General features: G+C 71.8%; 17 protein-coding genes. 8 read left to right on the top strand and 9 right to left on the bottom strand.

Translation table 11 applies throughout. From position 1 onward, the window contains the following. Positions 1-3: 3 nt before the first annotated feature. Both ACQP2Y_RS03390 and ACQP2Y_RS03385 read right to left on the bottom strand, forming a co-directional pair. On the bottom strand, positions 4-783 hold the full coding sequence (locus ACQP2Y_RS03390; RefSeq protein WP_433724491.1) for a hypothetical protein: 780 nt from the start codon (positions 781-783) through the stop codon (positions 4-6). A 145-nt stretch (positions 784-928) separates the two neighbouring features. Continuing rightward, positions 929-2,353, bottom strand: coding sequence for an MFS transporter (locus tag ACQP2Y_RS03385; protein ID WP_433724489.1), 1,425 nt, complete (start codon positions 2,351-2,353; stop codon positions 929-931). A 101-nt stretch (positions 2,354-2,454) separates the two neighbouring features. Here ACQP2Y_RS03385 and ACQP2Y_RS03380 point away from each other — a divergent pair, with 101 nt between their 5' ends. Continuing rightward, positions 2,455-2,844 (top strand): MarR family winged helix-turn-helix transcriptional regulator, encoded by a 390-nt coding sequence (locus tag ACQP2Y_RS03380; RefSeq protein WP_433724487.1) that lies wholly within the window; start codon positions 2,455-2,457, stop codon positions 2,842-2,844. A gap of 21 nt (positions 2,845-2,865) precedes the next feature. On the opposite strand, the gene ACQP2Y_RS03375 is transcribed toward ACQP2Y_RS03380, so the two are convergent. The 3 genes from ACQP2Y_RS03375 to msrA all read right to left on the bottom strand — a co-directional run bounded on the left by ACQP2Y_RS03375 (position 2,866) and on the right by msrA (position 4,502). Next, positions 2,866-3,513, bottom strand: coding sequence for a 4a-hydroxytetrahydrobiopterin dehydratase (locus tag ACQP2Y_RS03375; RefSeq protein WP_433724485.1), 648 nt, complete (start codon positions 3,511-3,513; stop codon positions 2,866-2,868). A gap of 35 nt (positions 3,514-3,548) precedes the next feature. Then, positions 3,549-3,902, bottom strand: coding sequence for a hypothetical protein (locus ACQP2Y_RS03370; RefSeq protein ID WP_433724483.1), 354 nt, complete (start codon positions 3,900-3,902; stop codon positions 3,549-3,551). Positions 3,903-3,998: 96 nt separating this feature from the next. Continuing rightward, positions 3,999-4,502, bottom strand: coding sequence for a peptide-methionine (S)-S-oxide reductase MsrA (gene msrA / locus ACQP2Y_RS03365; protein WP_433724481.1), 504 nt, complete (start codon positions 4,500-4,502; stop codon positions 3,999-4,001). Between the two features lie 207 nt (positions 4,503-4,709). On the opposite strand from msrA, the gene ACQP2Y_RS03360 reads away from it, so the two are divergent. The 3 genes from ACQP2Y_RS03360 to ACQP2Y_RS03350 all read left to right on the top strand — a co-directional run bounded on the left by ACQP2Y_RS03360 (position 4,710) and on the right by ACQP2Y_RS03350 (position 6,371). Continuing rightward, a complete protein-coding gene (locus tag ACQP2Y_RS03360) occupies positions 4,710-5,138 on the top strand; it encodes a phage holin family protein (protein WP_433724479.1) in 429 nt (142 codons plus the stop codon). Next, a complete protein-coding gene (locus ACQP2Y_RS03355; protein WP_433724477.1) occupies positions 5,135-5,443 on the top strand; it encodes a DUF3618 domain-containing protein in 309 nt (102 codons plus the stop codon). The genes ACQP2Y_RS03360 and ACQP2Y_RS03355 overlap by 4 nt, the downstream gene beginning before the upstream one ends. A 109-nt stretch (positions 5,444-5,552) precedes the next feature. Further along, complete coding sequence (locus ACQP2Y_RS03350) at positions 5,553-6,371, top strand: M15 family metallopeptidase (protein WP_433724475.1); 819 nt, start codon at positions 5,553-5,555, stop codon at positions 6,369-6,371. Here ACQP2Y_RS03350 and ACQP2Y_RS03345 read toward each other — a convergent pair whose 3' ends face one another. Next, complete coding sequence (locus ACQP2Y_RS03345; protein WP_433724473.1) at positions 6,372-7,325, bottom strand: aldo/keto reductase; 954 nt, start codon at positions 7,323-7,325, stop codon at positions 6,372-6,374. Positions 7,326-7,404: 79 nt separating this feature from the next. Here ACQP2Y_RS03345 and ACQP2Y_RS03340 point away from each other — a divergent pair, with 79 nt between their 5' ends. Continuing rightward, entirely contained in the window at positions 7,405-8,271 is an 867-nt protein-coding gene (locus tag ACQP2Y_RS03340) for a LysR family transcriptional regulator (RefSeq protein ID WP_433724471.1), read from the top strand. Here the strand turns inward: ACQP2Y_RS03340 and ACQP2Y_RS03335 are convergent. Both ACQP2Y_RS03335 and ACQP2Y_RS03330 read right to left on the bottom strand, forming a co-directional pair. Further along, entirely contained in the window at positions 8,258-8,767 is a 510-nt protein-coding gene (locus ACQP2Y_RS03335) for a class I SAM-dependent methyltransferase (RefSeq protein WP_433731714.1), read from the bottom strand. The genes ACQP2Y_RS03340 and ACQP2Y_RS03335 overlap by 14 nt on opposite strands. A 144-nt stretch (positions 8,768-8,911) precedes the next feature. Next, positions 8,912-10,354: an LVIVD repeat-containing protein gene (locus ACQP2Y_RS03330; protein ID WP_433724469.1), complete on the bottom strand. Its 1,443-nt coding sequence runs from the start codon at positions 10,352-10,354 to the stop codon at positions 8,912-8,914. Between the two features lie 152 nt (positions 10,355-10,506). Between ACQP2Y_RS03330 and ACQP2Y_RS03325 the strand changes: the two genes are divergently transcribed. The 3 genes from ACQP2Y_RS03325 (at position 10,507) to ACQP2Y_RS03315 (ending at position 12,372) form a co-directional block, all read left to right on the top strand. After that, positions 10,507-11,148 (top strand): DUF305 domain-containing protein, encoded by a 642-nt coding sequence (locus tag ACQP2Y_RS03325; RefSeq protein WP_433724467.1) that lies wholly within the window; start codon positions 10,507-10,509, stop codon positions 11,146-11,148. A gap of 88 nt (positions 11,149-11,236) precedes the next feature. Next, positions 11,237-11,527: a hypothetical protein gene (locus ACQP2Y_RS03320; RefSeq protein WP_433724465.1), complete on the top strand. Its 291-nt coding sequence runs from the start codon at positions 11,237-11,239 to the stop codon at positions 11,525-11,527. 74 nt (positions 11,528-11,601) lie between these two features. After that, positions 11,602-12,372, top strand: coding sequence for a hypothetical protein (locus ACQP2Y_RS03315; RefSeq protein WP_433724463.1), 771 nt, complete (start codon positions 11,602-11,604; stop codon positions 12,370-12,372). 6 nt (positions 12,373-12,378) lie between these two features. Here ACQP2Y_RS03315 and ACQP2Y_RS03310 read toward each other — a convergent pair whose 3' ends face one another. Next, positions 12,379-13,116 (bottom strand): SDR family oxidoreductase, encoded by a 738-nt coding sequence (locus tag ACQP2Y_RS03310; RefSeq protein WP_433724461.1) that lies wholly within the window; start codon positions 13,114-13,116, stop codon positions 12,379-12,381. Positions 13,117-13,137: the final 21 nt, after the last annotated feature.

Below are 13,137 nucleotides of genomic sequence, written 5' to 3'. Positions count from 1 at the left end.
GCGTTATCCGGCGCAGTGGAAGTACGACAGCGTCGTGTGGGTCTTGGTCTGCTGCTCACCGGTCAGGTCGATCTCGTACGCCCGCAGCACCGAAGCGAGCTGGGCGGCCACCGGGACCGCGGCGCGGGCGGCGCAGCGGGTGGACAGCTCGAGGATGCTGGAGCCGTCCGGGTAGGTCCAGCGTTCGACGGCCAGCCGGAAGTCCGCGCCCAGGGGGAGGATCTTCTCCCGCCGTACGTCGACCGGCCCGAAGATCGACAGATCGCCGATGCGGGTCCGGCCGGGGAGCAGCGCCAGCTGCTCCTTCGAGAACAGGGCGCGCAGCGGCCGCTCGCCGCGCACCGCCTTGCGCACGTCGTTCTTGCCGAGCCGCCGGGCGATCGCGCCGGTGCAGACGAACTGTCCGGGCATCGCGTCGACCTCGACGCCGAACCGCTTCGACCGGCGCAACCGGGCCGGCAGGTCGTCGGCGGCGCACGGCCGCAGCTTGACGACCGAGTCGTCGGCGCGGTCCTCGACGCTGCGGACGCGGGCCACCACCCCGTGCCGCTTCAGCTTCAGGTCGGCGGTGTCCAGGAAGTACACCTTGCGGGCGGACGCCCGGGAGAAGTCGACGCCCAGGGACGCGCAGGTGGCCTCGTGCGCGGTCGTGGGCACGACCAGCTTGAGCTCCACCCGGTCCGCGTGGCGGGTCGAGGCCAGCAGCCGGTCCAGCTCACGGCCGGGCAGCTGCCAGAACTGCTGCGCGTCAGCCTTCGTCGCCGGATCCTGCACGAGCTGCATGTGGGGGTTCCTCCGGGTCAACCATGGTCGAACAGGTCCGGGTTCCCCAGCGTACGCATGTCATGCGTACGCGTGCTGTGCTGTGGGTCATGGCCGCGGCTTGGATGCGCGGTGCCGGCGGGACCGGCACCGCGCATCCGGCCGGTCACGCCGGCCGGCGCCGGTTGAGCAGCGGGACCAGGTTGAGCAGCAGGCCGACCAGCGCCACGCCGGTCACCAGGTTGACGCCGGGGTGGAAGCCGCTGAAGTCGGTGCCCGCTCCCCCGTTCGTGAGCAGTGCCGTCAGCACAGCCAGCACCAGGGCCGCGCCCACCTGCCCCGAGGTCTGCACCAGACCGGAGGCCAGACCCTGCTCGGAGTCGGCGATGCCCTGCGTCGCCTGGGCCATGATCGAGCTGAAGCCGAACGCGAAACCGCCGCCCAGCAGCAGCATCGTCGGTAGGACCGTCACCGCGTAGTGCGGTGCGTTGCCCGCCGTCAGCAGGAACCACGCGTAGCCCAGCAGCAGCGAGGTCATCGAGCTGATCAGCAGGCGCGGGGTGCCGTACCGGTCGATCAGCCGGCCCACGAAGGGTGACCCGAACGCGACCAGCAGGCCCGCCGGCAGCAACGCGAGCGCCATCCGCAGCGGCGACCAGTGCAGGACGTTCTGCAGATACAGCGTCATCATGAACTGGAAGCTCAGGTAGGAGCCGAACAGGGCGATCATGCTCAGGTTGGCCCGGACGACCGTGCCGGTGCGCAGGATGCCCAGCCGGATCAGCGGGTGCCGGACCCGCTTCTCGGTGATGAAGAAGCCGACGAGCAGCGCCACCGACAGCAGCAGCGAGCCCAGGGTCAGCGGGTCCGTCCAGCCGCGGTCCGGAGCCGACACGACGGTGTAGACGGCCAGGAGCATTCCGGAGGTCAGGGTCGCGGCGCCGACCAGGTCGTGGCCGCCGCCCGCGGCCGGGCGGTCGCGCGGGATCAGCGCCATGCCCGCGACCAGGGCCCCGATCGCCAGCGGTACGGGGATCAGGAACGTCCACCGCCAGCCGAAGCTGGTGAGCAGCCCACCCAGGATCAGGCCGGACGAGTAGCCGCTCGCGCCGAAGACGGAGAACACCGACAGCGCGCGGTTGCGGGCTGGGCCCTCGTGGAACGTGGTGGTCAGGATCGACAGGGCGGTCGGCGCGGTGAACGCGGCGGCCAGGCCCTTGACGAAGCGGGTGGCGATGAGCAGCGTGCCGTCGTCGACGAGGCCGCCGACGAGCGAGGCCACCGCGAAGACGGCGAGGGCGATCAGGAAGACCTTGCGACGGCCGAGCAGATCGGCGGTACGCCCACCGAGCAGCAGCAGTCCGCCGTAGCCGAGCACGTAGCCGTTGACGATCCACTGCAGCGACGTGGTCGACAGGCCGAGCTCGGTGCCGATGGACGGCAGCGCCACGCCGACCATCGAGACGTCGAGCCCGTCGAGGAAGAGCACGGCGCACAGCACCGCCAGGACGCCCCAGAGACGCGGGGTCCAGCGCTGATCGACCGGGGTGGCCGGAGCTGCCGCCGGGAGGGCGGCTTCTGAGATAGTCACGGGCCAGAAGCTACATGCACGCGCATTAAATGTCGACGCATCAGATTCGCGTGCATATAATTTGGGTGCATCTACCTCCCCCAGCAGTTAGGATGCGCGACATGACGTCCGAGCCGGCCCTGGTTGAGCGCTGGCGCTCCCTGCTGACCAGCTACAACGAGGTCGCTGGGCACCTGGAGCGGGCGCTGCAGGAGACCCACGGGCTGACCATGGGCGAATTCGAGACCCTCGACCGGCTGATCACGGTCACCTGTGAGAAGCGACGCATGCAGGACCTCGCCGCGGACATGTATCTGAGCCAGAGCGCGCTGTCCCGGACCGTGGCGCGGCTGGAGAAGGGCGGGCTGGTCTGTCGCAGCCTGTGCGAGGACGACCGCCGTGGGGTCTTCGTCACGGTGACGGAGGAGGGCCTGCAGCGGCACACGGACGCTCGCGCCACCCACCGGGCGATTCTCGCCGAGCACCTCGGTGCCCCGGCCACGGCCGGCTGAGGCAGACCCCCCGCCGCCGGGTCACTCGGCCGTCGCGCGGTCCTGCCAGGTGCAGAGGCAGACCTTGTTGCCCTGCGGATCCGCCAGCACCCAGAAGCTCGGCGCCTCCGCGTCGCTGACCAGCGTGCCGCCCGCCGCCACCGCCGCGTCGATTCTCGGCTGGACCTGAGCCGGGTCCACCCACACGTCCGGGTGCCAGTGCTGCCGGGGCTCCTCGCTGCCGGATTTCTGCAACCACATGACCGGCAGCGCCCCGTACGGGTCGCGCAGCTCGTCGCCGGCCGGTTCCATCGCCAGCACCGCGCCCCAGAACGGCAGGACCGCGTCGAAGTCCGGGCTGTCCAGGGCCAGCTCCAGCCGGGAGACGGTCGCGCTTTCGGTGGCCGTGCCGGCGTCGGCGGCGATGGTGGAGATCGTGCGGGCCAGCCGGAGGTCGCGACTGGTCACCGCGCGGACGTCGTGGCTGGTCAGGCGGATGTCTACGTGGGTGTAGCGGAGGTCGAGGTCCGGGTGGTGGTCCATCGCCTCCGCGGCCGCGCCGATCGCGTCGACGATGGCCAGCCCGGCCGCGAAGTCCCGGGTACGGATCCTGGTCTGGAACCCACCGAGCAGGTAGACCCATCCGGCCGGGGCCTCGTCGGCGATCTGCTGTCCCGTCAGCTTGGTCATGCAGGGATGCTCGCACACCGGCGGCCCCGCCGCGATCAGCTCCAGCCGGCGTCCCGGCAGGCCTTGGTGAGCGCGTCGGCGTCCGCCTTCCAGGCCGTGGTGCTGTCGTTGGCGCTGTCCCCCACGGCCAGGACCCGGTCGGCGATCGCGTCGTTGTCGGTGCCGGCGGCCGACTTGCTGACCTTGTCGGCCAGGGCGAGCCGGGCCGCCGCCGTACGAGCCTCCGGGTAGCCGTCGGCGAAGTCGGTGCACGCCCGCGCAGCCGGGGCGTCGAGCACGCCGCCGCCCTGCTCCTCGCGGGCCGACCTGCCCACCGCCAGTCCCACCAGGACCACCGCGAGCACCACTGCCCCGATGATGACCTGACGCTTGTTGAGACTCAGCTTCACAACACTCCACTCTGAACGTACGGGCCGGAATCCGGTAGGCAGATTATCCGCCGGCCGGGCTCCGGCCCGTAGGCACGAGGGTGCGCGTGCGGGGGATCAGCCGGCGCGGTGCGGCAGCTTCCAGCCCGGCCGCGGGAAGTGGCAGGTGTAGCCGTTCGGAATGCGCTCCAGGTAGTCCTGGTGCTCCGGCTCGGCCTCCCAGAACGGGCCGGCGGCGGTCACCTCGGTGACGACCTTGCCCGGCCACAGCCCGGACGCCTCGACGTCCGCGATCGTGTCCAGCGCGACGCGCTTCTGCTCGTCGTCGGTGTAGAAGATCGCCGACCGGTAGCTGAGGCCGATGTCGCCACCCTGGCGGTTCAGCGTGGTCGGGTCGTGGATCTGGAAGAAGAACTCCAGAAGATCACGGTACGACGTGACGGCTGGGTCGTAGACGATTTCGATAGCCTCGGCGTGCGTCCCGTGGTTGCGGTACGTCGCGTCGGGCACGTCGCCACCGGTGTAGCCGACCCGGGTCGAGACGATGCCCGGGCGCTTGCGGATCAGGTCCTGCATTCCCCAGAAACAGCCTCCGGCGAGTACGGCCTTCTCTGCGGTCATCGCGATACACCTCTTTCTCGGCGGCCGCCGGACGACGGCTGCCTGCCCCACGAACGGTAGCGCGCCGGGGAGCCCGGCCGCGGGCGAGCGGCGACCCGATCAGGTGCGGTTCGCGCCGGTGGGCTTAGCGGTCCCGGTCCTGGGTAGGTGAAGGGACTGACGCGCTGGTCAGCACGGGTCGGCGTCGGAAGCAGGATGGAGATGATCATGACCGATACACAGTCGCGCACTGTGTGGCCGGCGGAGGCGTCGACCGCACAGCTCGTGAGCCAGATGACCGAGCAGGTGTCCACCCTCGTGCGGGACGAGCTGGCGCTCGCCCGCGTGGAGATGGTGGAGAAGGGCAAGCGCGCCGGGACCGGCGCCGGGCTCCTGGGCGGGGCCGGCGTGCTGGCCATGTACGGCGTGGGCGCCCTCCTCGTGACCATCGGAGCAGCCCTGGCCCTGGTATTGCCGACCTGGCTGGCGGCCCTCGTGGTCACCGTTGTGGTGTTCGCCATCGCAGGCGTGGCCGCGCTGCTGGGTAAGAAGCAGGTCCAGCAGGCCGTGCCGCCGGCACCGACCGCCGCGGTCGACAGCACCAAGCGGGACGTGGACGCGGTCAAGTCCGCCGTCCGGGACGGGAGGCACGGATGAGCAGCGACACCACCACCCGGGCGAACGGCACGGCCCCGCAGGATCCGGCGCAGCTCAAGGCCGAGATCGCGCGTACCCGTGAAGACCTGGGCGAGACCGCCGCGGCCCTGGCCGCGAAGACCGACGTGAAGGCCCGCGTACGCGCGAAGGCCTCTGATGTCGCCGTCCGGACCACCGCGCTGGCGGGCACCGTCCGCGACCGGGCCGCGACGACGGTACGGCGTCCCGTGCCGGTGGCGATCGTCGCCGCCGTCGCCTCCGCGGCCACGGTGGCGCTGGTGCTGATCCGCCGCAGCCGCCGCTGACCTCTGGCGCTCGGCAGCCCGTCCCGAACCGGGGCGGGCTGCCGTCGTTAAGCGAGCTATTTTCCGGTTTCGCCGGCTTCACGCGCTGATCCGAGGCGTAATAGGCCATGTGAAACATCTGCTCACAGTGCTCAGCGCCCTCGTCCTGACCGTCGCGCCCGCTCTCGTCCCGGCCACCCCGGCAGTCGCGGTGACCCCGGCCGACGCGGCGCCGGCCTATCACGTGGTCCGCCCCGGCGAGACGATCAAGAGCATTGCCCGGGCCCGCGGCCTGCGCCCGCGTGACCTGCGCGCCTGGAACGGCATCGTCAAGCCGAACCAGCCCAGCGCGGACGGGGTGCTCAACCTGGCCCGCCCGGCCGCCGGGCGGCTCTCCGGCTGGCGGTCGTCGATCGAAGTCGTGACCCCGGGGGCGGTGAACTGGGACCCCGCCAAGAAGTGCCCGGTACGCCCGGCCGACCTGCGCAAGGTCTGGGTCACCTACATCGACTTCTACGGCGTGTCCCACCAGGGCAGCATCATCGTGCACCGCACCATCGCCACCCGCACCCAGCGGGCGTTCCGGACGCTGTACCGGATGCGCTTCCGGATCCAGGGGATGAGCCCGATGACCCTCAACGCGCCCTACATCTCCGACATGGCCGCGGTCACCTCGGGCTACAACTGCCGGGTCGTCAGCGGGAGCAGGACCTGGTCGCAGCACGCGTACGGCAAGGCCATCGACGTCAACCCGGTGCAGAACCCGATGGTCCGCGGCTCGTACGTCGACCCGGCCGCCGGCGCCGACTTCCTGCGGCGCGACGTCTACCGCCGCGGCATGATGCACGCGAGCGGTGCGGTCCGGGCGTTCACCGACCAGGGCTTCTACTGGGGCGGACGGTGGAACAGCCTCAAGGACGACATGCACTTCAGCATGAACAACCGCTGATCAGGTCCGCGAGGTGCCGTAGGCGGCGAACGACCGGCGGTCACCGTGCCAGGTCTGGGCGGCCAGCGTGGCCAGGTCCGCGTCGTTGAGCTGCACCCGCGCTGCGGCGGCGTTCTCGGCCAGGCGGGCGGGACTGCGGGTGCCGGGGATCGGCACGACGTCCGGCCCCTGGGCGAGCAGCCAGGCCAGGGCGAGCTGAGCGGGGCTGATCCCGTACGCGGCGGCGATCGTGGTCAGCTCTGTCACCAGGGCGAGGTTGGCGGTCAGGTGCTCACCGGCGAAGCGCGGATCGTCCCGGCGGAAGTCGCCGTCGCCGTACGCGGCCGGCAGCACCCCCGTCAGCAGCCCCCGCCCGAGCGGGCTGTACGGCACCAGCCCCACCCCGAGCCGCCGCGCCGCCGGGACGACGTCCCGCTCGGGCTCACGCCACGACAGCGACCACTCGAACTGCACCGCCGCGATCGGATGCACCGCCACCGCCTGCTCGAGCTGCCCCGGGTCGACCTCGGAGAGCCCGAGGTGCCGGACCTTGCCCGCGGTGACCAGCTCGGCCATCGCGCCGACCGTCTCGGCCACCGGCACGGCCGGGTCGACGCGGTGCAGGTAGTACAGGTCGATGGTGTCGACGCCGAGCCGCTCCAAAGACGCGTCGCAGTACCGGCGCACGTGGTCGGGCCGGCCGTCCAGCCGCACGCCGTCCTCGCCGCGGACGATGCCGAACTTGGTCGCCAGCACGACCTCGGCGCGCCGCCCGGCGATCGCCCGGCCGATGAGCCGCTCGTTGTGCCCGCGGCCGTAGCTCATCGCGGTGTCGATCAGCGTGACCCCGAGGTCGAGGGCGGTCCGGACGGTGGCCACGGACTGCTCGTCGTCGGCCGGCCCGTACGCCTGGGAGAAGCCCATACAGCCGAGACCGAGCGCGGGTGTGGGCAGGTCACCGAGATGTCGTCGCATGTCCTTCAGCCTGCGTCGATGGCGTTCATAAGTCCAAGACGGCTTTGCGCTCCCATTCATCGCGCAGCACGATGAGTGGATGGAGCTGCGCCAGTTGACCTACTTCGAGGCCGTCGCCCGGCTCGGTGGCTTCACCCGGGCCGCCGAGCAGTTGCGGGTAGCCCAGTCCGCGGTGTCGGCGCAGGTCCGGGCGCTGGAGGCGGAGCTGGGCACGGCCCTGTTCGCCCGGACCACCCGCCGGGTGGCGCTCACCGAGGCCGGCGAGTTGCTGCTGACCCGCTGCCGGCGCGTGTTCGGCGAGCTGGACGGCGCCCGTACGGACCTCGCGGAGCTCGCAGCCGTGCTGCACGGGCGGGTGACGCTCGGCTCGATGGCCGTGCTCGGCGGTTACGACCTGCCCGCCGCGCTCGCCGGCTTCCACACCCGCTTCCCGGGGGTCTCGCTGGCGCTGCGCACCGGGCTGATCGCCGAACTGCTGGCCATGCTGGACGCGGGCGCGGTCGATCTGGTGCTCGGGCCGGTCCACGACGACCTGCCCGCGCGGTTCACGGCCCGGCACCTGGTGGACGAGCAGGTCGTCCTGGTCCTGCCGCCCGGCCGCGCGGCGGTCCGGGAGCTGGCCGAGGTGCGCGACGAGCCGTTCGTGTGCCTGCCGGCGGGCAGCGGACTGCGGGCCATCCTCGACCGGGCGGCCGCCGCGGCGGGCTTCGAGCCGCGGGTGCAGTTCGAGACCCACAGCGCGGCCAGCATCCGTGAGCTGGTCGGGGCCGGGCTGGCCGTGGCCCTGCTGGCCCGCTCGGCCACGGTGGCTCCGGGACCGGCCGTCACCGTCGTACGGCTGGACCCCGCGCCGGCCCACCCGGCCATCGGCCTGATCCAGCACCGGGACCGGCGGCTGAGCGCCGCGGCCCGGGCCTGCCGCCAGGAGCTGGTCAGGCGGGCCTGAGCAGGGCGACCAGGAAGTCCGAGCCGGGGCCGAACGGGCGCAGATCCCAGGTGGCCAGCAGCAGGTCCTCGGCCAGCCCGGCGGCGGCCGCGTCGGCGCGGAACTCGTCGAACGGATAGCCCCGGTCGGCGCCGAAGCCGATCGCCACCCGGCCGTTGCCGCTCAGGTGGGCGCGCATCCGCCGGAGGATCTCACCGCGGGTGTCCGGGGCCACGAAGGTCATGACGTTGCCGGCGCAGACGATCACGTCGAAGCGGTCCGGCAGCTCCAGCTCGGTCAGGTCGCCGACCTGCCAGTCGGTGCCCGGATAGTCCTGCTCGGCGGCCGCGATCAGCTCCGGGTCAAGATCCACGCCGGTCACCCGGTGGCCGGCCGCGGCGAGCCGGCCACCCACGCGGCCGGTGCCGCACCCCGCGTCGAGGATGCGCGCGCCGCGCGGGACCATCGCGTCGATCAGCCGGGCCTCGCCGCCGAGGTCGGCGCCCTTGCTCGCCATGGTGCGGAAGCGTTCGACGTACCACTGCGAGTGGCCGGGGTTCGCCGCGATCTGCTGAAGCCAGAGGTTCTCCACGTCAATGAACACTGCCAGACGCGACGGGCCCGGTCTCACGAAGAGACCGGGCCCACATTGATCCGGGACCTACCAGTTGCGGAAGTTGTCCTGGGTCTGCGCGTTGAACTCGTCCGTCAGGAACCGGCGGGCCGGGTTGGTCCGCGGGTCCTTGAGCTTCAGGACATCCAGGCCCTTGACGATGTCGTTCGAGAACACGTAGCCGTTGTACCAGTACGCGGACCACGAGCCACCCAGCACGAAGCTGTCGGCCGAGAGCGGGCCCCGCTCCCAGTAGGCGATCTCCTTGGGCTTGCGGGAGTTGGTGAAGTCCCAGACCGAGATGCCGCCCTGGTACCACGCCTGCACCATGATGTCGCGGCCCGGGACCGGGATCAGCGAGCCGTTGTGGGCCACGCAGTTCTCGTTCTCGGTGTTGGTCCGCGGGATCTTGAAGTAGCTGCGGAACTCCAGCTTGCGGTTCTTGCCCTTGCCGACGATGTCGTAGATCGCGTCGGCGCCCCGGTTCGGGCCGATCTCCGGGTTGCAGGTGGCCGCGCCGCCGCCGCCGAGCTCGTCGGTGAAGACGACCTTGGTGGCGTTGTTGTTGAAGGTGGCCGAGTGCCAGAACGCGAAGTTCACGGTGTCCCGCACGCTGGTGATCACCTTCGGCGCGCTGCGCACGGAGATGTCGAACAGCACGCCGTCACCCATGCAGGCGCCGGCCGCGATGTCCTTCTCCGGGTACGCGGTGATGTCGTGGCAGCCGGTCGTCGGGGACTGGCCCTCGGTGCCACCCGGGTAGCCGCCGTCCGGGAACAGCACCGGGGTCGCCACCACGGCCGCAGCGGTGGGGTTCTGCACCGGCACCCGGACGACCGAGATCTTGTCGTGCGGCAGCGGGCAGTTCGGCTGGTCCGTGCCGGCCAGGTTGTACGACGACACGTACAGGTAGATCGAGTTGTCGCCGCGCTTGCCCGGCACCAGCGTCTGGGTGTGCGAGCCGCAGTCGGTCTTGACCGACTTCAGGTACTTGGGCGACAGCGGGTCGCTGATGTCGAAGATCTTGATGCCTTCCCACCGCTCGCCGGGGGCGGCGGTGGTGGAGCCGGTGTTGTCGCAGGAGTCGTTCGTCCGCTGCGAGTCGGTGCCGAGGAACAACAGGTTGCCCTTGACCGAGACGTCGTTCTGCGAGCCGGGGCAGAGCACCTGCGCGGCGACAGCGGGCTCCTCCGGGTCCTTGATGTCATAGACCGTGAAACCGTTGTAGTTACCGGCGTATGCGTAATCGTCCTGGAAGGCGAGGTCCGAGTTCGTCGAGGTGGCGAACGGGCCCGTCTTCGGCAGGTTGGCGACCTGGTTGAGGTTCGGGGTGCTGGCGACCTCGTCGACACCGGGCGGGGTGCCGGGATCGAGTGCGGGGGCCTGCGCGGCGCCGCTCGACGGCGCCGACAACAGTCCGAAGAGGACCGCGGCCGCGCTGACGCACGCCAGGCGCTTGAGCTGCCGCCCTCGTGAGGCAGAGTGCTTCATGGAGCTCCTTCCGGCTGCTGGCGCACCGAGGGGCAGGATGTAGTCACGTTCGGTGCGCATTCACCTTCGTCGCTACAGTAGTGGCCAGAGGCGGAACGCGGGGGACATTGTTATCCGGGCGAGAGGACCTGATGACTCGGCAAAGGACATTCATGCTGGTCAGTGCGGCAGCCGTCGTGCTGGCAGCCGGCGGGACAGCGATGGTCGCGCGGGCCGGCGACGACCGGTCGGCCGCCGCGCCGCGGCCCGCCGCGAGCTCCACGCCGCCGGTCCGCGTCGTGCTGCCCGGCAAGCCCGGCGAGTCGGCCCGGGTGAGTGACTCCGATCAGGTACGCGCACCCGACGGCTCGACGTACAACACGATCGACGTCGCCTTCGTGCAGATGATGATCGTGCACCACACCCAGGCGATCGAGATGGCCGAGCTGGCCCCGGAACGCGCCGGTGGCACCGGGCTGCGCGCCCTGGCCGCCCGGATCAGCGCCGCCCAGGGCCCGGAGATCACCTGGCTGAAGCGCTGGCTGCAGGACCGCAAGCTGCCCGCGACCGACCCGGGGCACGACCACAGCACCATGCCGGGCATGCAGTCCCCGGCCGACCTGGCGGCGCTCACCGCGGCCCGCGGCGCCGACTTCGACCGCAAGTTCGTCGCGATGATGACCGCGCACCACCAGGGCGCCATCCAGATGGCCGGCGACGTGCTGGGCGGCGGCAGCGACGAGGTGCTGCGCGAGACGGCCAACGAGATGGCCGTGGAGCAGGGCAGCGAGATCCGGCGGCTGGAGCAGCTCTGAGCCTTGTTGCGTCGGTCACCTGATCGAGCTCCGGAGATGCGTTCCGTCCCGGTTCACCGATAGGTTGTCCGGTGTGGATGTGAGGAGCGTGCTTCGCCGAACGAGGCTGCCGCTCGTCGTCTCCCTGTTCCTGGCCGCGCTGCTCGGGGCACCGACCGCCGCCGGCCCGGTCACCGATCCCCTGCCGGCGCCCGTCACCGCCGCCGCGGCCGCAGCCCCGGTCGCTCCGGCGCCCGCGCCGCTGGTCGAGGAGATCGTCACCGACCCGCCGGCCGCCGCCACTGCACCGGCCGGGCCCGTCCGGCTCGCCGCTCCCCTCCTGACCGACCAGGTCAGCACCGCCGCCACCGCGCCGCGCGGTCCCCCGCACACCGTCTGAACGTCTCGTCACGCTCTCGGCTCGGTTCGAGGGTGCTCGATTACTGACCTCTCGCGGTGGACAAGGGATAGATCATGGACTTCGCTGTGGAAATCTTCGTCGGCAACAGCGGCCGGATGGCCGCCATCTGGCTCACCCTGATCCTGCTGGCCCTGGTCGCGCTGTTCGCGCTGGCCCTGCCGCGCGGCGTGCACCGCCCGCGGCAGATCTCCGCCTGGCTGGCCGCCAACGCGGAGCAGAAGCGCGCCGAGGCCGAGCGCCGGGCCGCGGAGGCCGCCGAGGCGATCCGGTACGCCGATGAGATCACCGTGGCTGCCCGGGGCGCGGCCCACACCGCCGAGCGTCACCGCGAGGAATGCCAGCGGGCGCAGGCGGCCGTCGAGGGCGCCTGGCAGGCGTACCAGCGGGCGGACGCGTCCCTGGCCCGGGCTCGCCGCGCCGCCGCGTACGGCGTGCCGCAGACCCCGGTCACCGACGAGGAACGCGCGGACCGGGCCCAGGCCCTGCGCCGCTCCGCCCAGGCCGCCTACCGCCGGGGCGACCTCTCCGACACCCAGCTGCTGGACGCGCTGACCCACCGCAACGGCTGGGACCCGGCCCTGCACCCGGTCGAGCAGGAGCTCGTCCTCGCCCGGGCCGCGGTCACCCACCGCTTCAGCGCCTACCAGGACGCGCTGGACGCCGAGCAGGCCGCCTGGCAGGCGTCGGACATCGCGACCGCCGCCGTGCGCAGCCTGCGCCAGGAGGTGGCCAACGCGGAGGCGCTGGCCGAGGCCGCTCGAGCCGTCCTGCCGGAGAACGCCCTGCCGGCCCGCAGCGCCCGCCGCGTCCCGGCCGCCGCCTGACCGGCGTCAGGCCACGCCGCCGTTGACGTAGATCGTCTGGCCGTTGATCCACCGGGCCGGGCCGGCCAGCGACGAGATCACCTCGGCGATGTCCTCCGGCCGGCCCAGCCGCTCCATCGGGTTCATCTTGGCCATCCGCTCGATCGTCGCCTCGTCCTTGCCGTCCAGGAACAGCGCGGTCGCGGTCGGGCCGGGCGCCACGGCGTTGACGGTGATGTCGCGGCCGTGCAGTTCCTTGGCCAGGATCGGGCTGATCGCCTCGACGGCCGCCTTGCTGGCCGCGTACGCCGCGTAGGTCGGCAGGTGGAGCCGGGTCACCGAGGTGGAGAAGTTGATGATCGCGCCGCCGGCCCGGATCCGGCGGGCGGCCTCCTGCGCCACCACGAAGGTGCCGCGGATGTTGGTGCGGTGCATCCGGTCGAGCTCGTCGAGGCTCAGCTCGGCGACGGGCGCGAGCAGCATGATACCGGCCGCGTTGACGACCACGTCGATGCCGCCGTACCGCTGCTCGGCCAGGTCGAAGGCCGCCCGGACGGCGGTCTCGTCGGCCACGTCGGCCTGGATGGCGACCGCGGAGCCGCCGGCGGCCTCGATGGCCGCCACCGTCTTCTCGGCCTCGGACTTGTTTCCCGCGTAGACGATGACGACGCTCTGCCCGTCGGCGGCGAGGCGCTCGGCGGCCGCGCGGCCGATGCCGCGGGATCCGCCGGTGACGATCGCGACGCGGTTCCGGTTGTCGGTCATGGTGACTCCCTCATGTGCTGG

The organism is Actinoplanes sp. CA-051413 (genome assembly GCF_050955795.1).
Lineage (GTDB): Bacteria > Actinomycetota > Actinomycetes > Mycobacteriales > Micromonosporaceae > Actinoplanes.
The sequence above is the reverse complement of the archived record's forward strand: the minus strand, read 5'-3'. Positions and strand labels throughout refer to the sequence as shown.

Coding starts and splice junctions, on each gene's coding strand:
- ACQP2Y_RS03390 (WP_433724491.1), bottom strand. CDS start 783: ATGCAGCTCGTGCAGGATCCGGCGACGAAGGCTGACGCGCAGCAGTTC.
- ACQP2Y_RS03380 (WP_433724487.1), top strand. CDS start 2,455: ATGACGTCCGAGCCGGCCCTGGTTGAGCGCTGGCGCTCCCTGCTGACC.
- ACQP2Y_RS03375 (WP_433724485.1), bottom strand. CDS start 3,513: ATGACCAAGCTGACGGGACAGCAGATCGCCGACGAGGCCCCGGCCGGA.
- msrA (WP_433724481.1), bottom strand. CDS start 4,502: ATGACCGCAGAGAAGGCCGTACTCGCCGGAGGCTGTTTCTGGGGAATG.
- ACQP2Y_RS03360 (WP_433724479.1), top strand. CDS start 4,710: ATGACCGATACACAGTCGCGCACTGTGTGGCCGGCGGAGGCGTCGACC.
- ACQP2Y_RS03355 (WP_433724477.1), top strand. CDS start 5,135: ATGAGCAGCGACACCACCACCCGGGCGAACGGCACGGCCCCGCAGGAT.
- ACQP2Y_RS03345 (WP_433724473.1), bottom strand. CDS start 7,325: ATGCGACGACATCTCGGTGACCTGCCCACACCCGCGCTCGGTCTCGGC.
- ACQP2Y_RS03340 (WP_433724471.1), top strand. CDS start 7,405: ATGGAGCTGCGCCAGTTGACCTACTTCGAGGCCGTCGCCCGGCTCGGT.
- ACQP2Y_RS03335 (WP_433731714.1), bottom strand. CDS start 8,767: ATGGCGAGCAAGGGCGCCGACCTCGGCGGCGAGGCCCGGCTGATCGAC.
- ACQP2Y_RS03330 (WP_433724469.1), bottom strand. CDS start 10,354: ATGAAGCACTCTGCCTCACGAGGGCGGCAGCTCAAGCGCCTGGCGTGC.
- ACQP2Y_RS03325 (WP_433724467.1), top strand. CDS start 10,507: ATGCTGGTCAGTGCGGCAGCCGTCGTGCTGGCAGCCGGCGGGACAGCG.
- ACQP2Y_RS03315 (WP_433724463.1), top strand. CDS start 11,602: ATGGACTTCGCTGTGGAAATCTTCGTCGGCAACAGCGGCCGGATGGCC.
- ACQP2Y_RS03310 (WP_433724461.1), bottom strand. CDS start 13,116: ATGACCGACAACCGGAACCGCGTCGCGATCGTCACCGGCGGATCCCGC.